We start from the raw sequence: 24,722 nt of genomic DNA on the forward strand, positions 1-24,722 counted from the left end.
CCGGTTTTAAAAAAATGAAAGTACCAAAGATTCCGGAAGGGGTGTGCGACCTTGACCGCAGCTCGGCAGTTCCGCTGTCCCAGCAGATTTACCGGGCGCTTCGGGAGGCGGTGGGGCAGGGCCGTCTTAAGGCGGGTATGCGCCTGCCGTCGTCGCGCAGTTTTGCGCATCAACACGCCATATCGCGCAATACGGTCAATGCCGCGTATGAGTTGCTGAAGGCTGAGGGAATTGTTGAAATCAGGCCGGGCGCCGCACCCGTAGTTGTGGAAGGGGCAAGCCCGGAGGGCTCTAAAACAGACGAGAATGTGCCGCGGCCAGTTCGAGGGTTGTCAGACCGGGGCCGTAAACTTGCAGAAAATTTGCGCGGCGACAGTTGGGGGCAGCGCCATGGGGCTCTGCAGCCTGGGGCCCCAGCTTTGGACGCCTTCCCCTATGAACTGTGGGCTCGTTGTCTGCGGCGCGCGGCCCGAACGGTGCAGACCCCGGACCTTCTTTATCAAAACATTTCAGGTTATCCGCCGCTCAAAAAGGTACTGGCTGAGTACCTGGCCAGTGAACGGGGCGTCCGCGCCTCGCCGGATCAGGTATTGATTGTGCCATCTATGCAAGCTGCCCTTGCAGGGATTTCAGCGGCGCTTTCTGATCCCGGTGACACGGCCTGGATCGAAGATCCGGGGTATATGGGGGCGCGAACCGCCTTTTACGGTGCAGGTCTCAATATCAAAGGACTTCCGGTCGATGAGTTCGGCGTCCTGCCGGAGAGCCTTTTCAACAATGATCCGAGCCCACGTCTTATCTATGTGACCCCTTCGCATCAGTATCCGTTTGGCGCGCGTATGCCCTTGGCCCGCCGTCTTGCGTTGATCGAGGCGGCAGCTCAATTGGGCGCGACCGTTCTGGAGGACGATTACGACAGTGAGTTTTTGTTTGAAGGCCGCCCGGTAGCTGCTCTGCAAGGCCTCGCAGATGCTGGTGAAGTGATTTATATGGGCACCTTTTCAAAGAGCCTTTTACCCGGACTGCGGGTGTCTTATGTGGTCGTTCCGAAGGATTTGGCAGGTCCACTTGGCTCCGCGTTCCGGAACATGGGGCAGCTGGTGAATGTTCATGCTCAGATTGCCCTGACAGATTTCATCGACAGCGGGCATTACCGGGCCCACTTGAAAAAGATCCGCACGCTTTACCAGCAGCGCGGCTTGGCGCTGGTAGGAGCTCTAAAGGAAAGGCTCGGCAATAAAATCTCGGTAGACCCTCCCTTGGGCAATGTGCAGGTAACTGTGCGGCTGAATGAAGATCTGCAGGATCTAAAGATCGCGCGAGCCATGCAAGCGCGCGGTTACTCCGTGTCGCCCTTGAGTGTCTGTTATCTGGACGCACAGCCCAAACCTGGACTGATCATCGGGTTTGCCGGCGCCTCTGATGCGCAGATCCAAGGCGGGGTCAGTGTTTTGAAAGAGGTCCTGAACTCAGCTTAGATCCGAACCTCCTATGCAGATCCAAATCAGAGTTATTCAATCACTTTGGATGTTGCTTCAAAACGGGTTCCGGATTTCGGCGCTTTGCCATTCAGATGGGCGGAAATCCTCCAAAGGTGATAGGCGGAGCGGTGCAGCCAACGCACCGCATCGACGCGGGAGAAGGCGTTTTCAAGGTCAATCTGATCTCTGGACGCGAGATCAAGGACACTATGGCGGTAGCGCCACCGTTCTTCGCGAAAGCACTTCCTCAAATTATCAAATTCAACAGGCAGTTCCCTTGAAGAAGAAGGTGCTGAAAATTCACCTGCGAGTTTGGCAAGCTGCCGGGCAAGCCTTGTGAGTTCTTCTGTCGACTGAATGGTCAGGATGCGGTCTGTCTGCCGAAGCCGGCCGGAAAGCCTGTCCATATGGTCGAGCACATGTACGAGCTTCAGATGCTTGTCATGGGAGCGGGGATCTTCCGGTCCTGTCCGGATACGGTTTACGAAGCTGCGGAGTGTGTCGATTGATTGATCAAACGCGTCCAGAGGGATTTCGGCTGTGCTGTCACCATCCGGTCCGAGCTGATTAGATAAAGCTTGAAACATAAGGGTTGCTTGGTCCCGAACGGCAGCGTCAGCTGCATCCAGGGCACTGGCCGGATCATTAAGCAAAGTCTCGTCGAGGCGTTCGGCCGGGTCCGTTTCACCTGATGGGATTAACAGCATGATCAGCCGGGCAAATTGATTGGTGAATCCAACGACTGCAAACACGCCGATGAGATTAAACACCGTATGGAAGCCGACGAGTGCGACCTGCGGATCGAGACTGGCCCCTGCAGAAGCAGCGAGCCATCCGAGTGGAACAAGCAGCCAAAACGCTAAGAACCCGGTCAGCAGGTTGTAGAGGACATGGGCAAATCCGGTGCGCCTGGAAGCAACTGATCCTCCAACAGTTGCAAGGGCAGCCGTTGCGGTTGTGCCGACATCCATGCCGATGACCAGTGCGGCCGCCTGAGGAAAGGAAATGGCTCCGACAGTTAGAGCTGCCAAAGCCGTTGCTACACCGGCGCTGGATGACTGGGTGATGAGCGTGATGACAATACCGATCAAGACCAGCTGGAACCGACCAAAGAGCGTATCTCCTGGGAAATCATCGGGTGTCACTTTGCCTTCCAGGATCGAAAAGCCTTGAGTGAGTGTATCGATGCCAACAAACAACAGTCCGAAACCGGCAATTGCCAGCCCGAACGGTTTCCAGTGTCCCTTGCCGAACAACTGAGCAAGAATACCGGCAAAAATCAAAGGCTGCGCCAGCAAGCCGATTTTGAGTTTGAAACCGAGCAGCGCGACCATCCAGCCGGTGATCGTCGTGCCGAGGTTGGCCCCGAATATGACACCCAGCGCTTGCGGGAAGGTCATCAAGCCAGCGCTGACAAATCCGACGGTGGCGACAGTGGTGGCGCTGGAAGACTGCAAGGCGGCCGTGGCCAGTGCTCCCGACACGGCCCCTGCGAGCGGCGTTTGCGTCGACTTTTGAAGGAATTGACGGAGCCGGTTTCCAGCCAGCTGCCGTAGCCCGCTGGTCATCAAATGCATGCCAAGCAGAAACAGGCCGAGCCCACCAAAGACGGTGATGATAGATTGCAACATGCCCGAGTTTAGGACTGAAGCCTGCGTTGGATCATCTGGAAATTTACCTACAAATTGAGAACAGGTTTACCTCGCAGGCTAGTTTCTACGATTTCGAGAGCAGAGCCGGTCTTTCTTTGCGCTGGCCGAAGACCGCCTTTTTAAGAGAGCTTCATTTGCGGAACGTCACCGCGAATGATCAAGTTGGCCTCTGTCGCAGAGATCACATCGTCAACACTGGTGTTTGGACCGGTCTGCTTCAGAACAAGACCATCGTCGGTGGGCTCAATGACCGCCATTTCAGTGACGATGAGACTGACGCGGCGTTGAGCGGTCAGCGGCAATTCGCATTTCTGCAGGATCTTGGGTTTGCCCTTGGCGGTGTGCACCATGGCGACAATGACATGTTTGGCGCCAGCAACCAGGTCCATTGCGCCGCCCATGCCCGGCACCATCTTGCCCGGGATCATCCAATTGGCGAGATAGCCGCGTTCATCAATCTGAAGACCGCCCAAAACGGTTGTGTCCAGATGACCGCCCCGGATCAAGCCGAAGCTCATAGCGCTGTCAATGGATGCTGCCCCCGGTACCGCGGTCACAAACCCGCCACCGGCATCGGTTAAGTCCGGATCTTCCATACCTTCCGGCGGCCGGGCGCCGAGCCCAATGACACCGTTTTCCGCCTGAAAGAAAACATGGACATCTTTGGGAAGGTAGTTGGCGACCATTGACGGCAGGCCAATACCGAGATTGACCAGTGTATCGGGTTGAATTTCCTGGGCCACCCGGCGGGCAATGATTTCCTTGGCATCCATCAGTGCGCCCTCTCCAGCAGATGATCCACAAGAATTCCCGGTGTTTTGACCGCATCAGGCGAAATCACACCGACTGGAACGATGGTTTGCGGTTCGGCGATCACAGTTGATCCGGCCATTGCCATGATCGGATTGAAATTATGCGCGGTCAGTGAATACTCCAGATTGCCGACATAATCGGCCTGATGTGCCGCAATCAGGGCAAAGTCGCCGCCGAGCGGCGTTTCAAGCAGATAGGCTTTGCCATCAACCTCAATCCGCTGCTTACCCTCTTCTACCAGGGTGCCGAGACCTGTGGGCGTCAGGATCCCGCCAAGGCCGACGCCTGCAGCGCGGATCCGCTCGACCAGCGTTCCTTGCGGCACCAGATCGACATCGATTTCGCCGGAAATCATCTTCTGTTGAGTTTCCGGGTTAAGGCCGATGTGGGAGGCAATCACCTTGGTGACGGAACCGGCACTGATCAGCTTGCCGATACCCTTGCCGGGCATCGCGGTGTCATTGGCGATTACGGTCATGTTTTTGGCGCCACGCGCCACCAAAGCGTCAATCAACCTGTGCGGAGATCCAACGGCCATGAAGCCGCCAATCAAAAGAGTTGATCCGTCCGGTATCATCTCAGCGGCTTCCGCCGCCTTGACCGCATGTTTCATCTATGCGCCCCCAAGTCCCCAATGCCGACCGATAAACGTTAACGGTTTCAGGGCCGTATGCAAATGAAGATTGTGCGACGCGGGAGGTTTGGTCGATTGAGCTTAGACGAAAAGTTCGGCTTTGAGGCTCCGGGCAGCACAGTCTGCTGCCAACGCAATCGTTTTGCCGTCATGACCTGTTCGGGCCAAAGCGTTCAGGCCCATCAACACAGTGAGAACATAGGCGGTGATGGCCTCGATACAATCCGGTCCGGCCGCATTGAGGTCCAGATCCTTTTCCAAATGACTCTTGAGGTGGATTTCCATCTGGGTCATGTGCTCCGCGACGGCGCCTTTGACCGTTTGAGGTTCCGTTTTAGCGACCGCGGAAGACAGCAAAAGGCAGCCGCGGAAGGTGTTGGCCGACATGAATGCGCCAATGTGCCGGATAAATTCTGCGAGACTGTCCAGTGGCGATTTGTTCGAGGTTAAGCTGGACAGGCCCGGTTCGGTCACCTCGTCCCAATAGCGTTGAAGAGCGGCCTGAAACACCTCATCCTTGCCGCCGAAAGCCGCATAGAAGCTGCCGCGCTTGATGCCGGCGGCGGCTTGAAGATCGTCAATGGAGGTGGCGTCAAAGCCCTTGGACCAGAACACATCGACAAAAGCCTCCATCGCCGTGTCTTTGTCATAGGATTTTGGTCGTCCAGCCATACAGCATATCAAAAGTTGGCGGCCCGGCCGAAACCCGGCCGGGCAAGGGGTTATTCCGCAGCTGCACGATCCGGTGCTGTCCAGGCAAATTTCTGGAATGCAGCGTCGATCGGCGTCTGCGCCAAGTGGTTCACATAGTTTGACATAACCTTCTGGGCCAGGCCAAGGACGATGTCGAGCACGTTGCGTTTGGTAAATCCGGCATCCAGGAAGATCTGAACGTCGGCATCATCGACAAAACCACGCTGACGGACAACTTTTAAGGTGAAGTCGCGAAGAGCCTCCAAGCGCGGGTCTGGCAGGGGCGTTTTGTTACGCAGAGCTTCGATGACGTCGTTCGGGACTTTCTGCATATGGGCAATACCAGTGTGGGCCGGCACACAATAATGGCACTCATGTTCCACATTGATCGTTAGCCAGACGACATTTTGTTCGACCGTTGAGAGACTGGTCTTCTGAAATAGCTCATGCAGCTTTTGATAGGCTTCAAGATGTTCCGGGGATTCAGCCATCACCGCGTGCAGGCCCGGGATCATACCAAAAGCCTTAATCGAGTTGTCGAGCAAAGCGGGCCCGCCATCCGGTGCCGTTTCTTGTGTGTGCAATTGAAAATCAGTCATCGAACTCTCCATCTTGGCGAAAGTGCCGCGCTAGAGATGGGTATTTTGTACTTAAGAGTCAAAAATTAATTTGAACTCGAAAATGGCTTGTTTCTGCGAATGAGATGCGCGCTCAAGAAATCGTGTGCACCACTCGCAAACCGGTGACATCTATCTGCGTATCCAATATGCGATGGAGTTGATTGGTTTGTTTGACGAGCTGGACGACGCGGAGCGCAGACAATAGATTTTGCTGGTGACGTTGATAGGAAAGAACCAGTTCGATTGCCCAAAATGTCACCAGTAACTCTTTGCTGATCGATTGGCGGCCTGGCCTAAACAAAAAGCAACAGAACGGAACAGAATTGACCGACCAAGAAGCTCTCACAACGTTTTCAAACTGGCTGCGGGAAACGGGCGGGGTTTCTTCAGAGACGGCCGCCGCGGCTCGGACCCATGCAGAGGTGCGCCGATTTGAGCGTGAGGATAGTTTGTTCGCTGCGGGAGATCGGCCGAAGTGCCTGTACTTCGTCCAATCAGGGCTGGTCCGGTTTTATTACCTGACCCGAGACGGCAAGGAATACAACAAGAGCTTTGCGTCAGAAGGTGGTGTCGTGACCAGCATGTCGACCTTTCTGTCGGGAGCGCCAAGCCCGTTCCACACACAGGCGCTGGAAGAGACGATCACCGTCGCTCTGCCTATGGAGTTCGTTCGCAAACAAGCAGCCACCGACTTAAGTCTGGAGCGCCTAGTGAACCGTTTTGTTGTCCAGCTTGCCGTCAAGAAGGAACAGCGGGAGGCCTCGTTCCTCTTGATGGACGCAGGCGAGCGGTACGAGTTGTTTCTGGAGGATTTTTCAGATCTTGCACCGCGTTTGCCGCTGTATCACATCGCGTCTTATCTCGGGATTACGCCGGTTGCTCTGTCGCGGATCCGGGCACGCCGGACTGGGAGGCGTGCTTCTTAACCCAGTATAATGCCGATCTCTGGCCAGCCGGATATTGCTCCTGTCAACAGAAACAGGAGGCCGTCCGGCATGAGCATCAAAAAGACCATCATCATCACTGGCGGCGCTGTTGGGTTGGGGCTTGAATTGACCCGGATCTATGCCGGCCGCGGACACAATGTCATCGTGTGTGGCCGAACCGAGAGCGCCCTTACGGCTGTTTCGGAAGAATATCCAAATACCACCGTCTTTTGTCTCGATTTGTCAACGCCGTCTGGCCGCAGGCAATTCGTAGATGGGATCCACGATCTGGACGTCGATGTGGACCTGTTGATCCACAATGCCGCCGTTCAGGTCTCAGCGGATTTCTCCAAAGGCGCCGCAGTTCCGGAACGGATCGCCGCTGAACTTTCCATCAATCTGCATGCGCCTATCGAATTGACCACGGACTTAATGCCGCTACTCCGCAAAGCGGTACGGCCGCAGATCGTCTTCATTTCGTCGGCGCTGGGCCGTGTACCAAAACAATCTGCGCCGGTTTATTGCGCTACAAAAGCGGGCCTGTCGACGTTCGCGCGCTGCTTGCGCTATCAGTTGGAAGGAACACCGGTATTGGTCACCGATGTGGTACCTGATCTGATCAGAACGCGGATGGCCGCCGGCCGGGAGGAAAACGCGCTGCATCCTGCGGACGCTGCGAATGTCATTGTTCGGGGACTAGAACAGGGAAAAACCGAAATCCGCTTGGGCCGGGTGCCTGTCCTTTATACACTTCACCGGTTCCTGCCGTCTTTGGCTTACCGGATGCTGAAAGCTGCTTAGTGGGAGAATCGGCATTAAGTTCAGGGCTTGCATGACCCTGTGTAAAAAGCCAACTTGAGTTCTCGGTGCCTTAGTCAGTCGGCAAGGCACCGCCGGACAAAGCCTAGTTGGGCGACCTTGGGGAATATGTGGGAGAATGCACATGACCCCGGCAAATGCGGTGTCAGTGATCTTTTGAGGTGTTTTGGGATTGCTGTTTTTGAAGGACGGTTTTTAAAGGTTCAAATTGCAGTTTGACTTTTTGATGTGGCCTCGGCGGGAATGTGAATTTTTTCGCTTGTCGAACACAGATGTGTAGCGCTTTGAGTACGGATCGAGTGCAGGAAGGACTGAGTTGGATTTGCTGTTTGTAGTCGTCGGTCTTGTTGTATTTTTTATTTCCCTGGTCTTGCCCGTTGTTCTCTTGGTCCGGGTGTCCAGTGTTGAACGCCAAGTCTCAACGCTCTCGCAGGATTTGCATAAGACGCGTGCTGAACTTGCAAGTCTGAAGGCAGTCTTTGCAGATAAAAACGCAGCTCCAGATGCAAATGCGGCTGAGGAGAGTGACACCCCAGACACCAGAAAATCGGCTGCGCGCCCGTCAGATGTTTTCAGGGAGGCTGATGAACCTCCATCGACAAACCCGGATTTCCAAATTGGACCTTGGCGCGCGCAAAAACCTACAAAAGTAAAGGATACTTCCGAGGAAAAGAAAACTGTGCCGCCTATCGCGGCAGGTGTTTCGGAAGCCGACGCGCAGGCATCTGCCAGTATCGAAAAGGAACAAACAATTGGCGCGCGCTGGAGCATCTGGGTTGGCGGTGTAACGCTCGCTATTGGCGGCATTTTCCTGGTCAAATACGCGGTGGACCATGGTGTTCTCGGGCCACTTCCTCGTGTTCTTCTTGGGGCTCTGCTCGGCGTGGTGCTTCTTGTCGGCGGTGAGTGGAGCCGGCGACAGCCGCAGCGTTTCAAAGTACCTGGATATGACAATGCCAACATCCCGGCGACGCTTACCGCTTCAGGTACATTGGTTCTGTTTGGATCCGTCTTTGCCGCCCATGCGCTTTATGGCTTGATTGGGCCACTCGCGGCTTTCGTGCTTCTTGGCCTTCTCGCGTTTTCAGCAATGTTGACAGCACTGCTTCATGGTCCGGCGCTGGCAACACTGGGGTTGCTCGGCAGTTATGTGGTGCCGTTTCTCATCAGCTCTCAGTCCAGCGATATTCTGCCGCTGGTCTTCTACATTCTTGCAGTGTCAGCCGCCGCTGTAGCCATTGGGCGGTTTCGGGGATGGCTCTGGTTTGCCGGGGCTGCGGTAGCAGGCCTGTTTCTCTATACCTGCCTTATGGAAATCGGCGCTGGCCCGGGGGACAGGCTGCTGCTGAACGTCTATTTCACCGGCGCGCTGATGATTGTTTATGGCGGTTTCGTCTGGCGGGTTCATGCTGTAGATCCGGGACATGCCGCGCCGATCGACCGCGCGGCAACGGTCGCCTTATCCATCTTTTCATTGCCCATGCTCGGACAGATGCAATTTCAGCATTCTGTCAGCGCCAGTGGGTTTGAAATGGCTATGCTGCTGCTTTTGCCGTTTGCTCTTGCCTACGTTCATTCTGCACTTCGCTACGCAGTATTTGTTCCGCTGATATGTGCTCTGATCCATGTTTTTCAGTTTCAGGCAGAGCTGGACATTACAGCTTTGATGAATGGTGCGGATGGTCTGGCGCAAGTGATATCGCCGCTGCCGCCTGAAGCAACAGAAGCCCTGAGCGAATTTGTCAGCTTTGTTCTGTTTTTCGGAGTTCTCGTATTCTTTACTGGCATTTTGGGTTCCGCGCGGAGCGCTGGGCGGGCTGTGATTGCAAGTGGTTCTGTTTTGGCCACATCAGGGTTGTTCGCAATTGCGTACTTGCGCATTGAATCCTGGCAGGTCTCAATAACCTTCGCGGGATTGGCGCTGGCTCTCGGGTTGCTTTATTTCGCAGTCGCCGAGCGGTTCAAAGATGAACTCTCCAACGACTTGGGCGGACCGGAATGCTTGTCCGCTTGGCTCATTGGGGGACTGTTTGCCGTCACGTTCTCAGCAACGTTGGCCTTTGAAAAGGCCGCGCTTACAGTCGCGCTTGGTTTGCTGGTACCGGCGGTAATGCTCGTTTATCAGCGGTATCCCTTGCCGCAGTTGAGAGTTCTAACGCCGCTCGCTGTCATTCCATATGCGCTTAGGCTTCAGTGGGATCCCTTCATCGTCGGCGATGCGCTTGGAAAAACACCGGTCTTCAACGCTCTCCTTTACGGTTATGGGGTCCCGTGCGCCGGATTTGTTGTCTCGGCTGTGGTGATGACGGCAAGAAAACAGGACCGCTGGTCCGAAGCGATGCAGGCTATTGCGATTTTCACCTTGGCTTTGACCCTATCGATGCTGTCGCTTCATGCTGTTGATCCGCTGTTCCGGTTCGGTGACCCGGGGTCCCGTTTCCAAGGGTCCGCCATGCTGGTTCTGGTCGGCGCCGGTTTGTCGCTGGCGTTGACACGCTTTCTGCCAGGAAAACGGCAGTCGGTGCTGGAAGTTATGGCGATGGCGTTGAGTGTTGGCGGTATGGTGATCGGCGGTTATTCGCTGTTTTTGATCAACAATCCGGTCCTGACTGGCCAGTCCGTTGGTACAGGCTTGATCATCAACTGGGTGACCTTCGCTTACGGATTGCCTTGCATCCTTTTTGGGCTGCTGTCACTCGCCGCGAGACGCCGCCGGCCCGACTGGTACACAAAGACTGTGTTTGTGTTTGCTGTTCTGTTCGGCTTCTTGTTCATCAATCTAACCATCCGCAACAGCTTCAGCCCTGACGTTTTGACCAGTTCGCCAATCCGGGATTTGGAGCAATACGTCTATTCCTTCGTCTGGCTGTTGATAGGGGTTCTCTGCCTTCTTGCCGGCCTCAAGTGGGACCAGTTGCGCTTGCGCCAGGTGTCGGGTGGGATCATTGCGGTTGTTGTACTCAAAGTCTTCCTGATCGATATGTCCGCGCTTGAAGGGGTTCTTCGGGCTATGTCCTTTATTGGACTTGGTTTGACGCTCATCGGTATCGGATATCTTTACCAGCGCATGATTTTGGCAACCTCGACTTTGCAGCGAGAAACAGGCCCGGATGATGAGGCGGCTTCGAGGTAGCTTTCACACAGGGAAAGTCACAGAACCGGATGCTCAGCTTGACCTGGTCCTCAAAGCAACCTAAGTCCCGGGGCGCCAGTCGGCCGGACAGCCGCTGCCGCAAGCGCCGAAAGGCCGCGGGGGAGGAAAGTCCGGGCTCCATGGAAACACGGTGCCGGGTAACACCCGGCGAGGGCGACCTTAGGGAAAGTGCCACAGAAAGCAAACCGCCCCGGCTTTGCCGGGGTAAGGGTGAAAGGGTGGAGTAAGAGCCCACCGCGCCTCTGGTAACAGCGGCGGCACGGTAAACCCCACCGGGAGCAAAACCGAATAGGGACAACGCGGACCCTGGAGTGATCCAGGGCCCAGGCTGGTTTCCAGGCCAGTTGTCCGGGTTGGTTGCGTAAGGCGTCTGGCAACAGGCGTCCCAGATGAATGGCTGTCACGTCCGCTTCGGCGGGCCATACAGAACCCGGCTTACAGGCCGGCTGGCAAATTCTCCTTCCGGTTATCCGGCCGCATATTGCGGCGTGCTGGCGAGATAACCGCCATAAGCATCCGCATTCGGATAAGAGAACTGTTCGGCGAGCGGGTTGGACCGTTTGGATACGGTTGCTCCCATATCGGCCAACAGCTCATCGAAGTGCCGGAAGTGGAACGGGGCTGAACACAGGCCGCCGTAAACCTGCGCCGCCGGGCGTTCATTGCGCCGCCAATTCAGCATCATCTCGATGTTTTCCCTCATTTCCCGGTCGCTTGGCTGGTTCGCCAGCTGGCCATCTGCATAGCGCACCAGCCAATTTGCGATCATTTCGGCAGACAAGATCGTACAGAAGCTGGAGTTGAAGCCGACAAAGCCCATGTCCGGAAGATCAGGGTTCACCGATAGGCGGTAGACCCGGTATTGGCCATCTGCATCGACCAGCTTGTCCTGATGTTCTTGCGCCAGATACGGCACGCCAAGCTTCCATCCGACCGCCAGGACCGAGACATCGCAGGGAATCCTGTCGCCGGTGGTCAGAACCGCGCAGCCGTCCTCATAACGGTCGATGGTCCCCCGGACCGGCTTGATCGAGCCGTCCTCAAACCCCTCAAACAAGCCAGGTGTCACAATCGGCAGTGAGCAGGATGCGTCCTTCTCGATTGGAACATCGGGCACCATGTCCCATTTCTTCAGTTTCAACTGCGCTTTGAGCAGCGTCTCCAGGCCGCGGAAGTTGGCCCAGATCAGAGGCTTGAAGACCGTCGACAGGATTTTGCCCAGAACGGACGGCTGCCAGCTGTTGAACTGTTGTTCCTGGGCGCGCATGTACAACAACCGTTTGAAGTTGATACCGCCAATAAAGTACGGAATCCGCCAAACCGGTTCGCGGTAGACCATGGTGACTGATTTGGCTCCGTTTTTAGCCGCATTGACGGCGATGTCGGTGGATGATTTCGATCCGCCGAGCACCACGACATTCTTTCCCTTGGCCAAAGAACTGTCGGCGTAGTCGGAGCTGTGCATCACCTGACCGCCAGCCTCAACAAATGCATCCTGGCCCGGGTGGGAGATGATGTTCTTGTCCGAGAACTGGCCGGTACAGACGGCAACAAAGTCAAAATCCTGGGTCCAGGTCTTGCCGGCAGCTTCCAGCGTCAAGGTCCAGCCCGGCTGACCGTCAGCCTGGCGGTCCATGGATAGAACATTCGTGTTGAGCTGAAACAGTCGCGCCAGATTATGTTTCTTGGCATAGGCATGAATATAGGCGTGAACCTGCGGTCCTTTCGGCCATTCCGGATAGTCGTCCGGCATGGGCAGGTCAGTAAAGCGGTAAAGGTCCTTAGGCGATTGGGTCTGGACATCCGGATAGGACCGGGAGAGCTCCCACACCCCGCCGAAATCGTGGCTGCGCTCAAACCCAAAAACCCTATGTCCGCGCTCGTCGAACGCCTTGGCAGCCGCCAAGCCGCTGACGCCGCCGCCAATGACGGCGACTGATTTCCGTTTGGTCATGTTTTCCCCTTTTGAAAGCGCGGTTGATCAGGCCTGATCGGGCGGGGGCAGAAAATCGACTTCGTGAAGTGCGGACAGGCGCACCAGCTCTTCGGGATCCGTCACGCCGTTGAGGGCGCCGAACAAATCAAACAACTTGCGGGCCGGGGCGACGCCAAAGACGCAAGTCGCTGTTTTTCCGGACCGGTTGAAGATGCCATGCGCTTCACCCATCGGCATGCGGACGGTGTCGCCGGGCCCGGCCTTATGGACTTGGCCGCCCATTTCGACCTCCAGTTCCCCCTCGAGCATGACGATCCACTCGTCTTGGGTCGGGTGAATATGCGGCGGAACAAAGGTGTCCGCGGGCACAACTGCATGCCAGATGAAAGCGTTGGTGCTGTGAACCTTAGGTGTGTAGGTGTGGCCGACGACATTCCAGCTGACGCCGTCCAGTCCTTCAGCGGATGCGGTAATCCCGGCTCCATTTTGCATTTTTATGTCCCCTCTTATTTAGACCTCCAGAGGCTAACCTTGGCCGGTTCGAAACAATTATCCAGATTGCGAAATTACTTTGGCTGGAGCAGCAAAATGCCGCATTGCAGCAGCGAGAATGCTTGATCCTGCCCCAGCGTTGAGGGCATGTTTTTCTCATGGTGTTGCAGGCTCATGGCAGAACTCCGCTCAGCGATTACCGGCGCTTTCAGACACATGACGTGGACGAAGCCCGGGAAGTTGTCGCGCGCCATTTCTGTAGCCATCGTTTGGACCGGATGGCAGCGTCCGATCGTTTCGATGCCTGCCAGCACCGGATTGCCGGCGAGCATTTGTCTCTCAACTACCTGCGCTATGGCGCGGATGTGACTATTGAACCGGGCGAGTTGACGGATTTTTTCCTGATTCAGATCCCGTTGAGCGGAACTGCAGAAGTTACCAATGGCTGCCAGACTGTCGCCTCAAACAGAGATACAGCAACGATCCTCAATCCGGACCGTCACACGGCCATGCGCTGGCATGCCGGTTGCGAGCAGCTGCTGTTGCAGATCGACAAAGACTTTTTAACCGGGATCGCAGCTAATTTGAGCGGTATGTCCCTTGGCGACGGGGTGCGCTTCAAATCCGAATTCTGTTTGAGAAGTGTGAAGTCTTCAAGCTGGTACCGTGGACTTTCGGGTGTGGTGCATGCCGCTGAAGAAGGCCATGCGTTTCAAGTTGCCCCAAGTGTGCGGCAGCGGCACATCGAAGAGGGGCTGGTCATGGCCCTACTGGAAATACAGGAAAACACGGTTTCGCCGCTGCTTTCCAGGCCAGAGTGCCGGGCGGCCCCGGCTATTTTGAAGCGGGCTGTTACCATGATCCATGACCGGTTGCGGGAGGATATCAGTCTTCTCGACCTCAGCCGCCATGCCGGCACCACGCCGCGCAATCTGCAGCTGATTTTCAAACGGGAATTGGACCGGACGCCGGTTCAATACTTGCAAGACTGTCGGCTGAACCTGGCGCGGCATCTTCTGCTGGCGGGGAACGGACATCTTCCGATTAGCGAAGTGGCAGAGCTTTCCGGGCACCGGCATCTCGGCCGGTTTTCGGTCGCTTACAAAAAACGCTTCGGAGAGTCGCCGCGCATAACCGCGCGCAGCAAGATGTATTGTTAGGCCGTGTGGACGAATTGGAGATGTCTCTCACCAGTTTCGGCTATTCTGAAGGTGAAAGAACGAAAATTTGGAATAAAACCTAGTTGGGAAGTGTTATATTCTTTGGCGTTTGAGTGAGTGGTTCGAAATAAGGCGAATTGCGGCGGTTTTGCCTTGATAATTCCTTGAACTTTTAATCTTGCGTCCATGTTACGCGCGATATCGCTGCCTAGTCTTGAGTTGTTAAGTACTCAATAGGCAGGGAACACATGGCCGGAACATATCAAGACTTCTTGTCTGCTTTACTGGCATTTGAATCTGGATGGGACCGGGCGCGCTACGACGCCGGTATCATACAGGATTGGCAACTTGATCAATGGGCTGGCGGCCCGGTGCAAAACCGGTTTCCGCAGTATTCGAGCTGGTCTCAGCTGACCGATGCCGAATGGGAGACAATGGCCTACCAGTCTCAGAATTCGCTTGGCTTTGTCGGCTTTCAGTTCGGTGAAGCACTGCTCATCGATCTTGGCTACTACGACGACACTGTTTTTTATGGAAACGGGGCTGCCACCAACACCTGGGATGGGACCTGGACCGGGAAGAACGGCGTGAACTCCTTTGCGGACTTCACAACCAAGGCCGCCCAGGTTGTCGCGATCCAGGAAGCCTTTGGTTACAATCTTCAGGTCATCGAAAACCAGCTCGCAAACAGCGGCCAATCGCTGAGCGACTATATCGGCCAGACTGCGACCTACACGCAGAACGGCCAGACGGTGACGGTTGAGCTGACATTGACCGGGATAATGGCCGCAGCGCACTTGCGAGGTGCCTGGGGCACAGCATCCCTTCTGCAAAGCGGGGCGGTCAGCACCGATGAATATGGCACGTCCATTCTGCAGTATATGGAGCAGTTCGGCGGTTTTGATGTTCCGACCGTTGCTGAGGCGATTGCCTTCTATGAGAGCCGTTTGACCGGGGATGAAGGGCTTGGAACGCCAGACGGCGGAACGCCCGGTACCCCGGGGACGCCAGGAAATGGGGGCAATGGGTCGGCTGATGTAGACGAAGGTTCTGCGGACGTCGTGATCACCTGGTCTTGGGGACAGGACACGGTTGTTTCGAACTTCGATCCTGCGACCGGCAGCATCTTCGTTGACTGGATTGGTGCGGCCGAACTCACAGTTACCCAGACGGCAACCGGTGTTGTGTTTGCCGTAGCATCCAACAATCAGACCGCAACCCTTCAAGGGGTGCAGCTGTCTGATCTCAGCCCCTCCAATTTCACCGTCCTGGATTCTGGGACAGCCAGCAAGATTTTCGGTTTGATCGGTCAGGATAGCGGAACGCCCGATCCCGAAGTGCCGGTGGATCCAGATCCTGTTGATCCGGATCCCGAGGTCCCGGTTGACCCTGATCCGGTCGATCCTGATCCCGTTGACCCGGACCCGGTTGATCCCGCACCGGCCCCGCCCACTGATCCGGGCAGCTGGAACGGAACCGCTGGGGTCACGGCGGCAAATGCTTCGGTTGTGATCACCTGGGCGTGGGGCACGGATCGTGTCGTGTCCAACTTCAACCCACAAAGTGACACCATCTTCATCGACTGGTTTGGGCCGGACGCGATCGATGTCACGGAAGTCAATGGCAACGTGATTTTCACGATGGCATCGAACAATCAGACCGTGACGCTGCAAGGGGTTACATTGAACGATCTGTCTGCCTCGAATTTCACGATCCAGAGCACGGAAACCGGCCGGGAAATCCTGTCGCAGGTGGGAACAGGTTCTGGGCCTGGCACGCCGGACATGCCCGATAATCCAGACATGCCGGATATGCCGGATGGGGCGCAAATGATCATGATCATGCCGAACAGCCCATCCCGTGTGATCCCGGATTTTGATCCGGCGGGTGGGGACATGCTTCATCTTGAAGCCGGTGTCATTGCGGAACGCCTTGAGATTCAGGATACGGCAAACGGTCTGACGGTTACCGTCTACACAGCTACCGGCGAGGTTGCCAACACAACCGTGCTGACGGACGTGTCACTAGCGGACATGACCATGAGCAACTTCATGTTGGCTGAAGAATCGGCTCTCAATGAAGTCGCCAGTCTGCTGGGTCAAACTATCGAGACACCGGACGCCGGTGGGTTCGATGTGATCTATGATGCGGATGGGTCCAACACGCCGGTTCCGTCCGGTGCAAGTGATCTCGGTGGCGTCAAATGGGCCGCGGAGTTTGGCAAGGATGATATCGTTGGCTTTAACCCGGCCGCGGATCAGCTCGACTTCGGCAATGCTTCGGTTCATGGCCTGATCTTGAACATGACCCCCAACGGTGAGCCTATCGTCGATAATCCGTGGGGGCCGGACATGCAAATCCTGCAAGGTGTCCAGCTCGCGGATCTCACCATTGAGAGCTTTGGCGTGGTCGGCAACGAGCACCTGCGTCAGGATCTCGGCGGCGTTCTTTCCTGGGAAAAGGGCATCGGCCCGCGGGATGGCGACACGGTCTATATCCGCTCTCATGAATACGGGCAGGCCGAAGTCATCAACGGGTTTGATCCGGCGACACAGAAGATCAGTTTCCTTTATTTCGGCACACGCGAGCGCTTGAGCGTTGAGGATACGCCGAATGGAATGGTCATCAGTGTCCTGCCGAGTGGTCAGAGCTTCACCTTCACCGGTGTTCAAAAAGCCGATCTCATTCCGGGCAATCTGGAGTTCCATTTCGATCAGGTAATGGAAGACAATCTGGAGGCCCCGTTCGGGATTGATCAAAACGATGTGTCGTTGGTGTCTCGGGAGGCGTTGCTGACGCCGGAAGCGCCGGCCGGTCAAGGGACTGACGGGTTCCAGGTTCGTGAAGGTGTTGGCGCTGTCCCTGGCACCGGTACCCCGGATACACAAGACGCGCCCGATACATCAGACACTTCGGAAGTTCCAACGCCGCCGGCCACAACGGTCCCTCCGTCTACTTCGGACATGATCAACCTTGGATCGGGTGCCGATACAGTGGCAATTACCTGGGATTGGGGAAGGGAAGTCTCGGTGCTGAACTTTGATGCCTCTGAGGATCTACTGGATTTCAGCAGCTTGTCAGCCAATGACATCTCGCTCCAGGAGATCGGGACTGATCTGACGATCACCGTTCAGAACAATGGCGGACACACCTATGTGCTGGAAAACATCCAGGCTGAGGATTTGTCGCTCGCTAACCTGACAGCGGCAGACTGGAACACTGTTGTGTCCGATGCCGGAGGCGTCGCTGACCAGCTTCGTGCTCTCGGAAACACAGACTTCCTATTGTGAGATAACGAAGTGTTTTGAGCGCCGCGAAGAGCGCATGCTCAAACTTACGCCGCGGTTTTTCCGCGGCGTTTTTTGTATCCACAAGTCTTTGAGGTAGGCGGAAGTCTGGGCTTCTCATCGCTGCGCCCGCGTCAAACCTCCGTATTTCTGCGACTCCGATTCTACAATTCTGTCAAGGCTTCATTAAGCATGTTGGGCGTAAGGTCGCTCGACGGGGTCGTGTGCGATCAAATCGACCAGGAATCCATGAGATTCCATTGACCGCCCATGAAAACCCATGGTATCCCATAGTTACCCAGAATGGGGAGTGCGGGCCCGTATGTATTGGGCTCAGGACATGACTTAACGAGCTGGCAAGAGCTGCCGTCGCAATTTGCATGTCCTGACAGGGTTCAGCCCGTTTCTTTCATTCATGGGTGTTTATGGGGTTTGAGCGGACGGGGGTCCGCGGCGGGGATGTATGGCCGGCTTTGTTTCGCATTTTACCAACCGGCTGGATGCCAAGGGTCGCGTGTCGATCCCGGCAGCCTTCCGCGCGGTATTGGCGAGAGACGGGTTTGAAGGTCTTTATTGTATCTCATCAGCGCATTGCCCGGCAGTGGATGCCGGCGGCAATCAGCTTGTTGAAGAGATCCAGAACCGCGCCCAGCAATTTGCCAAACTCACCCCGGACCACGACATGCTGGCTGCAGCGCTTTTTGGCGCCAGTGAGATCATCAAGATCGATGGAGATGGCCGGATGATCCTCTCCGATATGATCCGGGATCACGCGGGTTTGACCGATCAGGTCACCTTTGTCGGCATGGATTACAAGTTTCAGATCTGGGAACCGGAAAAGTTCCGCGAGTATCGCGCAGAGGCCCAAAAGCGCGCGCTCGCAATGCTGTCGGGTCAACTCCCGGCATCCTCACAAGGAGAGCCAGTATGATGGCGCTCGGCGACAAGAAGGACGTTCTTGACGCTGGCGGACCAGAGCGCCACGTGCCGGTTCTCCTCGATGAGGTTCTGGAATGGCTTGCTCCGCAGCCTGGAAAGGTCATCGTCGACGGGACATTCGGGGCAGGTGGCTATTCCCGCAAGCTTTTGGACGCTGGCGCAACGGTGGTCGGTATCGACCGGGATCCGGATGCGATCGCTGGTGGACAGGAGCTGGTCAAGCAATCTGAGGGCCGGCTCATCCTGGTGCCTGGTCAATTTGCCGATCTTGAAACCCATGCCCGCGACAACGGGTTTGACGGCGTAGATGGCGTCGTTCTCGATCTCGGCGTATCGTCCATGCAGTTGGATGAAGCTGACCGGGGTTTTTCTTTCCTGCGGGATGGGCCGCTCGACATGCGGATGGAGCAGGCGGGGCCGTCGGCGGCCGATGTCGTCAATGAGCTGCCGGTGCGCGACCTCATCCGGATTATCGGTCTTTTGGGCGAGGAAAAACGCGCCACATCTGTCGCGCATGCCATAGACAATGCGCGTAAGGAAAAGCCGTTTTCCCGAACGCTTGAGCTCGCCAATTTGATCGAGAAGGTGCTGGGCCGGTCGCCGAAGAAGGCTCAGATCCATCCGGCAACCCGGACGTTTCAGGCGCTCCGGATTTACGTGAATGGCGAATTACATCAGGCGGCAAAGGCTTTAGGGGCAGCTGAGCAGATTTTGAAGCCGGGCGGTCGCCTTGTTCTGGTGAGCTTCCATTCGCTGGAAGACCGGATTGTCAAAAGGTTCTTCCAGGATCGCACCAAAACACGGGGCGGTGGGTCGCGGCATATGCCGGAAGAAGAAGTGCCGCCGGCAACATTTGAAAATCTGACACGCAAGGCCGTCGAGGCGCGAGATACGGAGACCGATGCCAATCCCCGTGCACGCTCGGCCAAGCTGCGCGCTGGGCGCCGCACAGATGCTCCAGCCCGCGAGCTGGACATTCATGCGGCCGGCGTGCCGCGCCTTGCAGCATTTCATGGGCTAGGGGGCTGATATGGTTCGAGTGCTCAACATCTTGTTCGTTGTGGCCGTCGTTATCGGTGCGGCGACCGTTTACGACCTGAAGATGGCTGCCACGAAATCGGCAGAAAAAGTTGCGGAACTGCAGCGGCAAATCGATGAAGAGCGCGATGCCATCCGGCATTTGCGGGCTGAGTGGAGCCTGCTGAACAAACCGGATCGGCTGCAGAACCTCGTTGAGCGTTACAACGATTATCTTCAGCTGGAACCGTTGGAAGTTAAGCAGATCGTGATGCCGGACGAGCTTCCGGCACGTCCGGTCATTCTGGAGCCGGTCGGCGGTGCGGACCAGATGGGCGGCTATGCCGGCTCTTCGGCGATGATCAGGTAGGGGCTTTCGGCAATGACTTTGGCACATGAACCAGCAAGCTTTCTCCAGGTCCGGCGGGCTCAACCCCGAGCGGTGCGCAGCTCTGTTTCATCGAGCGCAGTAAAATCGCGGGTCTATCTGGCGATGATCGCCTTTGCGTGTGTTTATGCCGCGATTGGCGGACGTCTGATTTATCTGGCACAAATGGATGAAGCGCCGTCCCGGGCCTGGATTTCCGCCCAGGATTCCATTGCCGCGTCCCGGCCGGACCTGATTGACCGCAACGGCGAAATTCTCGCGACCGATATCAAGACCGCGTCCCTTTATGCCGAACCGCGCCGGATCATCGATGTCGATGAGGCTGTTGAGGGTCTCACCCGCGTTCTGCCGGAACTGGACGAGGCTCTTGTCCGCCGCCGCCTGGAAAGTGGTGCCGGTTTTGTCTGGTTGAAGCGGGAAATGACGCCGGATAAGGCGGAAGAAGTACACGATCTCGGTCTACCTGGTGTCGGGTTCCTGTCTGAAAATCAGCGTTTTTACCCAGGTGGTCCGACCGCCGGCCACATCGTGGGTGCTGTGAACGTCGACAACCAGGGCCTCAGCGGAATTGAAAAATACGTCGACGATCAATGGCTCGGTGATCTGCAGTCCGTCGGATTTGCAGCAGGCCGCTCAATGGAGCCAGTGCGCTTGTCGGTCGATCTGCGGGTCCAGCATGTCGTGCGCGACGAACTCGTTAAAGCGATGGAGCGCTACAAGGCCATCGCCGCAGCTGGCATCGTCTTGGACGCCAAGACCGGCGAAGTCGTCGCCATGTCGTCATTGCCGGACTATGATCCGAACGATCGCGCAGAGGCACTGGAGCGGGATCGGCTTAACCGCGCGACCGGTGGCGTCTTCGAAATGGGATCGGTGTTCAAGGCCTTCACAACGGCGATGGCCTTAGATTCGGGGGCGGTTACCATCAATGACAGCTTCGATGCGACCCGTCCGATCCGCGCTGCGGGTCGTACGATTACCGATTTCCACGGGAAAAACCGCATCCTGTCTGTGCCGGAAATCTTCATCTATTCATCCAACATCGGCACCGCCAAAATGATGCTGGCAACGGGTGTTGCTCGCCAGAAAGAATTCCTCGGCCGGTTGCATTTGACCAAGCGCTTGCAGACAGAACTCCCGGAAAATGCTGCTCCGCTGCTGCCGCCCAAATGGAACGAACTGGCCGCGATGACCATCTCCTTCGGGCACGGTTTGTCGGTCACGCCGATGCAAACCGCCGTTGCCGCTGCGGCAATGGTGAACGGTGGATCCTTGCTGCCGCCGACCTTTATGCCGCGTACTCCAGATGAAGTTAACGCGCTGAAAAAACAGGTCATTTCTCCAGAAGTCAGCCGCATGATGCGCTATCTGTTCCGCCTGAATGTCTTGTCTGGATCCGGCCGCCGCGCCGACGTTCCTGGCTACACTGTTGGCGGGAAAACAGGGACAGCAGAGAAGATCGAAAACGGTGTTTATGTGAACAACAAGCGCCGCAATTCCTTCTTGTCAGCTTTCCCAATGGATGACCCGAGATACGTGGTTCTGGTTGTTGTGGATGAGCCAAAACCGGAACGGGAAGGCATTGGCGCTACAGCTGGTTTGAACGCCGGCCCGACCGCCGGATCCATCATTCGCCGGGCCGCTCCAATGCTTGGCGTGATGCCGCGGTTCGGTAAAGGGGATGAACCGATCGAAATTTCCTATTAAGGAGACACTTGGGAAGTTGATTGGTCCGGCGGGGTCGCAGCCGTAATCCGGTTCAAACATAAGCTTCCGACTAAGACGACGCACGAACCGGATGATCGGATGTTATGCACCTTGAGCACTTAGCCGACGGCATGGATTTGCCGGATACGGCAAAAGGCCTTTCGATTTCAGGGCTGACGGCAGACAGCCGCAAAGTTCAGCCGGGTTTCCTGTTTGCTGCCTTCAAAGGCTCCACAGTCGATGGCGTGCGCTTCGTGCCGAAAGCGGTCGAAGCCGGTGCGGTTGCGATCCTGTGTTCCAACGATGCTGCAGATACCGTGCGTGCGCAGGTTCCGGCCTCCGTGGCTGTGCTGAGTTCTGAAGAGCCACGTCTCACATTCGCGAGAATGGCGGCCAGGTATTTTGGACGCCAACCGGACACAATCGTCGCGGTCACCGGTACCGCCGGAAAGACGTCTGTTGCTCATTTTGTCCGTCAGATTTTTCAAGCCGCTGGGCATCCCTCAGCCAGCCTCGGCACGCTCGGGATCATAAAGCCGGGTGGTGAGAGTTACGGCGGTCTGACAACACCTGATCCAGTGGCACTGCAGAAAGATCTCGCGGAGCTTTCGGACGAAGGCATTCAATATGCGGCCCTGGAGGCGTCGTCTCACGGTCTGGATCAATACCGTCTGGATGGCGTTCAGCTGACGGCGGCCGCCTTTACCAATCTCGGTCGGGATCATATGGATTACCATCCGACCATTGAAGACTACCTTCAAGCCAAGCTGCGCCTCTTTGAAGAGTTGTTGCCCGCTGGCGGGACAGTTGTTGTTGATCCGGGCGAAACATATGCCGACCGGATTTTGGACATTGCCGCAAATCGGAAGTTGCCTGTCTTTACCGTTGGAGAGACAGGGCAGGATCTCAAGCTGACCGGCTTGAAGCCAAGTGGCGCAGGCCAGGAGCTGACGATCGAGACAGCGCGCGGTGAATACAAAATTACCTTGCCGCTGATCGGCCGCTTCCAGGTGTCCAATGCCTTGATTGCTGCTGGCCTTGCGATTGCGGCCGGCAACGATACCGGCGCTACCCTACGGGCTCTGGAAAACCTGAAAGGCGCACCGGGACGTTTGGAACTTGCTGGCCAAACAGTCTCCGGCGGCCTTGTCTTCATTGACTATGCTCATAAGCCGGATGCCCTGGATAAGGCGCTTGCGGCCTTGAAGCCTTTTGCTAACGGCAAACTGTCTGTCGTGGTTGGCGCAGGCGGTGACCGGGACCCCGGGAAACGGCCGCTGATGGGTGAGGCCGCCGCCCGGCATGCGGATCTTGTGATCGTGACGGATGACAATCCAAGATCCGAGGAACCAGCGGCAATTCGCAAAGCCGTATTGCAAGGCGCGCCGAGCGGATTGGAAATCGGCGACCGGGCCGAAGCCATCGCCGAAGGGGTCAAGCGCCTGAAATCCGGTGATATCCTGTGTGTTGCCGGCAAAGGTCACGAAACCGGCCAGATTGTTGGCGACACAGTGATTCCGTTCTCGGACCACGACGCCGTTCGCAGCGCCATCAGCCAACTGGGAAACACATGAGCGATCCGCTTTGGACATCTGAAGCCTTTATCGAAGCCTGCGGCGGAACTGCCAAGGGGGATGTTGGCGCCGAGATCACCGGAATTTCCATCGATAGCCGGAGCCTGGAGCCGGGCGATGCCTTCATTGCAATCAAGGGCGACCGGCTGGACGGACATGACTATGTCGCAGCTGCTTTGGAAGCGGGCGCGTCTTTGGCGCTCGTTGCCGAAAGCCGCTTGGAAGAGTTGCCGGAAGACGGCCGCTACGTGGTAGTTGAAGACCCGCTGGAAGCCATGCGCGCGCTAGGAATTGCTGCCCGGGCCCGCACGGAAGCACGTATAGTTGCGGTAACCGGGTCTGTCGGCAAAACCGGCACCAAGGAAGCGCTGCGGCTGGCGTTGGAACCCTCCGGAAAGGTGCATGCGTCCGTTGCATCCTTCAACAATCACTGGGGGGTGCCGCTGACGCTCGCCCGGATGCCGGCCGATACGGAATACGGTATTTTTGAAATCGGCATGAACCATGCCGGAGAGATCACGCCGCTGGTCAAAATGGTCCGGCCGCATGTGGCGGTGATCACCACAGTTGAGGCTGTTCACATCGAGTTCTTCGAATCTGTCGAAAAGATCGCCCAGGCCAAAGCCGAGATTTTCGATGGCCTGGAGCCGGGCGGTGTTGCAATCCTCAACAAGGACAACAAACAATACGATCTCCTGCGGTTCCTGGCTGTGACCGCGGGTGTGCCGACCGTTCACACTTTCGGTCAGAGTGGGTCTGAGGACAGCTCGCTCAAACTGACTGTGCCGACCGGTGAAGGCACCAGCGTGGAAGCGTCTATTCTGGGCCGGGATGTCTCTTACGGCATCGGCGCGCCGGGCAGCCATCACGTTCAAAACAGCCTTGCAGTCCTGACGGCCGTTGCCGATCTTGGCGCGGATCTGGATCTTGGGGCGGCAGCACTTGGCGCCATGCGCGCGCCGAAAGGACGTGGCGAACGGTGTTTGCTGACTGTGGGGACTGGCGAAGTCGAATTGATCGACGAGAGCTACAATGCCAATCCCGCGTCCATGCGGGCTGCCTTTTCCGTTCTGGGGCAGGCTGAACCCGGCAGTTCTGGCCGGCGCATTGCTGTGATTGGCGATATGCGCGAACTCGGTACAGAGGCCGACCGGCTGCACGCCGATTTGGCTGCGCCAATCACCGAGGCGGCCATCGATCAGGTCTACTGCGCCGGACCGCACATGGATGCGCTCTGGCAAAAACTTCCGGAGGCTCTTAAGGCGCATTACCGCGAAGAGGCCAAAGATCTGGCTGATCTGTTGACCAAGGAAGTGCAGCCCGGTGATGTGGTGATGATCAAAGGATCATTGGGAACCCGCATGGGGCCGCTTGTCGAAGCGTTGAAAAAAGAATATCCGCCTGCGGACAGCACCGAAGCGGCGTGAAGG

At 56.7% G+C, this 24,722-nt stretch carries 20 protein-coding genes and 1 other RNA gene; 13 read left to right on the forward strand and 8 right to left on the reverse strand.

All coding sequences use genetic code 11. The features are described from left to right. Positions 1 to 14 precede the first annotated feature (14 nt). Positions 15 to 1,478: a PLP-dependent aminotransferase family protein gene (locus FJ695_RS12485; protein WP_141185756.1), complete on the forward strand. Its 1,464-nt coding sequence runs from the start codon at positions 15 to 17 to the stop codon at positions 1,476 to 1,478. 32 nt (positions 1,479 to 1,510) lie between these two features. Here FJ695_RS12485 and FJ695_RS12490 read toward each other — a convergent pair whose 3' ends face one another. From FJ695_RS12490 to FJ695_RS28020, 6 genes are all read right to left on the reverse strand, one after another. Next, entirely contained in the window at positions 1,511 to 3,112 is a 1,602-nt protein-coding gene (locus FJ695_RS12490) for a Na/Pi cotransporter family protein (protein ID WP_141185757.1), read from the reverse strand. 140 nt (positions 3,113 to 3,252) lie between these two features. Next, a complete protein-coding gene (locus tag FJ695_RS12495; RefSeq protein ID WP_141185758.1) occupies positions 3,253 to 3,906 on the reverse strand; it encodes a 3-oxoacid CoA-transferase subunit B in 654 nt (217 codons plus the stop codon). Beyond that, entirely contained in the window at positions 3,906 to 4,559 is a 654-nt protein-coding gene (locus FJ695_RS12500) for a CoA transferase subunit A (protein WP_141185759.1), read from the reverse strand. Before FJ695_RS12500 ends, FJ695_RS12495 begins: the two co-directional genes overlap by 1 nt. A gap of 102 nt (positions 4,560 to 4,661) precedes the next feature. Next, on the reverse strand, positions 4,662 to 5,252 hold the full coding sequence (locus FJ695_RS12505; RefSeq protein WP_141185760.1) for a TetR/AcrR family transcriptional regulator: 591 nt from the start codon (positions 5,250 to 5,252) through the stop codon (positions 4,662 to 4,664). 50 nt (positions 5,253 to 5,302) lie between these two features. Continuing rightward, positions 5,303 to 5,872: a carboxymuconolactone decarboxylase family protein gene (locus FJ695_RS12510; protein ID WP_141185761.1), complete on the reverse strand. Its 570-nt coding sequence runs from the start codon at positions 5,870 to 5,872 to the stop codon at positions 5,303 to 5,305. A 112-nt stretch (positions 5,873 to 5,984) separates the two neighbouring features. Continuing rightward, positions 5,985 to 6,152 carry a hypothetical protein gene (locus FJ695_RS28020; protein WP_168206344.1) on the reverse strand — a complete coding sequence of 56 codons (168 nt, stop codon included), beginning with the start codon at positions 6,150 to 6,152 and terminating at the stop codon, positions 5,985 to 5,987. A gap of 64 nt (positions 6,153 to 6,216) precedes the next feature. Between FJ695_RS28020 and FJ695_RS12515 the strand changes: the two genes are divergently transcribed. The 4 genes from FJ695_RS12515 (at position 6,217) to rnpB (ending at position 11,246) form a co-directional block, all read left to right on the forward strand. Continuing rightward, entirely contained in the window at positions 6,217 to 6,819 is a 603-nt protein-coding gene (locus FJ695_RS12515; RefSeq protein ID WP_168206345.1) for a Crp/Fnr family transcriptional regulator, read from the forward strand. A gap of 69 nt (positions 6,820 to 6,888) precedes the next feature. Next, a complete protein-coding gene (locus FJ695_RS12520) occupies positions 6,889 to 7,620 on the forward strand; it encodes an SDR family NAD(P)-dependent oxidoreductase (RefSeq protein ID WP_168206346.1) in 732 nt (243 codons plus the stop codon). Positions 7,621 to 7,954: 334 nt separating this feature from the next. Then, positions 7,955 to 10,771 carry a DUF2339 domain-containing protein gene (locus tag FJ695_RS12525; protein WP_141185764.1) on the forward strand — a complete coding sequence of 939 codons (2,817 nt, stop codon included), beginning with the start codon at positions 7,955 to 7,957 and terminating at the stop codon, positions 10,769 to 10,771. Positions 10,772 to 10,846: 75 nt separating this feature from the next. Then, positions 10,847 to 11,246: RNase P RNA component class A (gene rnpB / locus FJ695_RS12530), an RNA gene on the forward strand. A gap of 12 nt (positions 11,247 to 11,258) precedes the next feature. Here rnpB and FJ695_RS12535 read toward each other — a convergent pair. Both FJ695_RS12535 and FJ695_RS12540 read right to left on the reverse strand, forming a co-directional pair. Continuing rightward, positions 11,259 to 12,746 carry an NAD(P)/FAD-dependent oxidoreductase gene (locus FJ695_RS12535; RefSeq protein WP_141185765.1) on the reverse strand — a complete coding sequence of 496 codons (1,488 nt, stop codon included), beginning with the start codon at positions 12,744 to 12,746 and terminating at the stop codon, positions 11,259 to 11,261. A gap of 27 nt (positions 12,747 to 12,773) precedes the next feature. After that, a complete protein-coding gene (locus tag FJ695_RS12540; RefSeq protein ID WP_141185766.1) occupies positions 12,774 to 13,220 on the reverse strand; it encodes a cupin domain-containing protein in 447 nt (148 codons plus the stop codon). Positions 13,221 to 13,378: 158 nt separating this feature from the next. Between FJ695_RS12540 and FJ695_RS12545 the strand changes: the two genes are divergently transcribed. The 8 genes from FJ695_RS12545 (at position 13,379) to FJ695_RS12580 (ending at position 24,719) form a co-directional block, all read left to right on the forward strand. Continuing rightward, positions 13,379 to 14,380: an AraC family transcriptional regulator gene (locus FJ695_RS12545; RefSeq protein WP_141185767.1), complete on the forward strand. Its 1,002-nt coding sequence runs from the start codon at positions 13,379 to 13,381 to the stop codon at positions 14,378 to 14,380. A 248-nt stretch (positions 14,381 to 14,628) separates the two neighbouring features. After that, positions 14,629 to 17,670, forward strand: coding sequence for a hypothetical protein (locus FJ695_RS28025; RefSeq protein WP_168206347.1), 3,042 nt, complete (start codon positions 14,629 to 14,631; stop codon positions 17,668 to 17,670). A gap of 460 nt (positions 17,671 to 18,130) precedes the next feature. Further along, positions 18,131 to 18,598 carry a division/cell wall cluster transcriptional repressor MraZ gene (locus tag FJ695_RS12555; protein WP_141185768.1) on the forward strand — a complete coding sequence of 156 codons (468 nt, stop codon included), beginning with the start codon at positions 18,131 to 18,133 and terminating at the stop codon, positions 18,596 to 18,598. Next, positions 18,595 to 19,635 (forward strand): 16S rRNA (cytosine(1402)-N(4))-methyltransferase RsmH, encoded by a 1,041-nt coding sequence (rsmH, locus tag FJ695_RS12560; protein WP_141185769.1) that lies wholly within the window; start codon positions 18,595 to 18,597, stop codon positions 19,633 to 19,635. The genes FJ695_RS12555 and rsmH overlap by 4 nt, the downstream gene beginning before the upstream one ends. A gap of 1 nt (position 19,636) precedes the next feature. Beyond that, positions 19,637 to 19,993, forward strand: a complete 357-nt coding sequence (locus FJ695_RS12565; RefSeq protein WP_141185770.1) for a hypothetical protein — start codon at positions 19,637 to 19,639, stop codon at positions 19,991 to 19,993. A gap of 12 nt (positions 19,994 to 20,005) precedes the next feature. Then, on the forward strand, positions 20,006 to 21,718 hold the full coding sequence (locus FJ695_RS12570) for a penicillin-binding protein 2 (RefSeq protein ID WP_141185771.1): 1,713 nt from the start codon (positions 20,006 to 20,008) through the stop codon (positions 21,716 to 21,718). A 104-nt stretch (positions 21,719 to 21,822) separates the two neighbouring features. Beyond that, a complete protein-coding gene (locus tag FJ695_RS12575) occupies positions 21,823 to 23,292 on the forward strand; it encodes a UDP-N-acetylmuramoyl-L-alanyl-D-glutamate--2,6-diaminopimelate ligase (RefSeq protein WP_141185772.1) in 1,470 nt (489 codons plus the stop codon). After that, complete coding sequence (locus FJ695_RS12580; RefSeq protein WP_141185773.1) at positions 23,289 to 24,719, forward strand: UDP-N-acetylmuramoylalanyl-D-glutamyl-2,6-diaminopimelate--D-alanyl-D-alanine ligase; 1,431 nt, start codon at positions 23,289 to 23,291, stop codon at positions 24,717 to 24,719. The genes FJ695_RS12575 and FJ695_RS12580 overlap by 4 nt, the downstream gene beginning before the upstream one ends. Positions 24,720 to 24,722 lie beyond the last annotated feature (3 nt).

Origin of the sequence: Labrenzia sp. PHM005, from assembly GCF_006517275.1 — a bacterium.
Taxonomy (GTDB): Bacteria; Pseudomonadota; Alphaproteobacteria; order Rhizobiales; family Stappiaceae; genus Roseibium.

Excerpts from the sequence above, each read along its gene's own strand:
- FJ695_RS12485 (WP_141185756.1), top strand. The coding sequence starts at position 15 with ATGAAAGTACCAAAGATTCCGGAAGGGGTGTGCGACCTTGACCGCAGC.
- FJ695_RS12490 (WP_141185757.1), bottom strand. The coding sequence starts at position 3,112 with ATGTTGCAATCTATCATCACCGTCTTTGGTGGGCTCGGCCTGTTTCTG.
- FJ695_RS12495 (WP_141185758.1), bottom strand. The coding sequence starts at position 3,906 with ATGGATGCCAAGGAAATCATTGCCCGCCGGGTGGCCCAGGAAATTCAA.
- FJ695_RS12500 (WP_141185759.1), bottom strand. The coding sequence starts at position 4,559 with ATGAAACATGCGGTCAAGGCGGCGGAAGCCGCTGAGATGATACCGGAC.
- FJ695_RS12505 (WP_141185760.1), bottom strand. The coding sequence starts at position 5,252 with ATGGCTGGACGACCAAAATCCTATGACAAAGACACGGCGATGGAGGCT.
- FJ695_RS12510 (WP_141185761.1), bottom strand. The coding sequence starts at position 5,872 with ATGACTGATTTTCAATTGCACACACAAGAAACGGCACCGGATGGCGGG.
- FJ695_RS12520 (WP_168206346.1), top strand. The coding sequence starts at position 6,889 with ATGAGCATCAAAAAGACCATCATCATCACTGGCGGCGCTGTTGGGTTG.
- FJ695_RS12535 (WP_141185765.1), bottom strand. The coding sequence starts at position 12,746 with ATGACCAAACGGAAATCAGTCGCCGTCATTGGCGGCGGCGTCAGCGGC.
- FJ695_RS12540 (WP_141185766.1), bottom strand. The coding sequence starts at position 13,220 with ATGCAAAATGGAGCCGGGATTACCGCATCCGCTGAAGGACTGGACGGC.
- FJ695_RS12545 (WP_141185767.1), top strand. The coding sequence starts at position 13,379 with ATGGTGTTGCAGGCTCATGGCAGAACTCCGCTCAGCGATTACCGGCGC.
- FJ695_RS28025 (WP_168206347.1), top strand. The coding sequence starts at position 14,629 with ATGGCCGGAACATATCAAGACTTCTTGTCTGCTTTACTGGCATTTGAA.
- FJ695_RS12555 (WP_141185768.1), top strand. The coding sequence starts at position 18,131 with ATGGCCGGCTTTGTTTCGCATTTTACCAACCGGCTGGATGCCAAGGGT.
- rsmH (WP_141185769.1), top strand. The coding sequence starts at position 18,595 with ATGATGGCGCTCGGCGACAAGAAGGACGTTCTTGACGCTGGCGGACCA.
- FJ695_RS12565 (WP_141185770.1), top strand. The coding sequence starts at position 19,637 with ATGGTTCGAGTGCTCAACATCTTGTTCGTTGTGGCCGTCGTTATCGGT.
- FJ695_RS12570 (WP_141185771.1), top strand. The coding sequence starts at position 20,006 with ATGACTTTGGCACATGAACCAGCAAGCTTTCTCCAGGTCCGGCGGGCT.
- FJ695_RS12575 (WP_141185772.1), top strand. The coding sequence starts at position 21,823 with ATGCACCTTGAGCACTTAGCCGACGGCATGGATTTGCCGGATACGGCA.
- FJ695_RS12580 (WP_141185773.1), top strand. The coding sequence starts at position 23,289 with ATGAGCGATCCGCTTTGGACATCTGAAGCCTTTATCGAAGCCTGCGGC.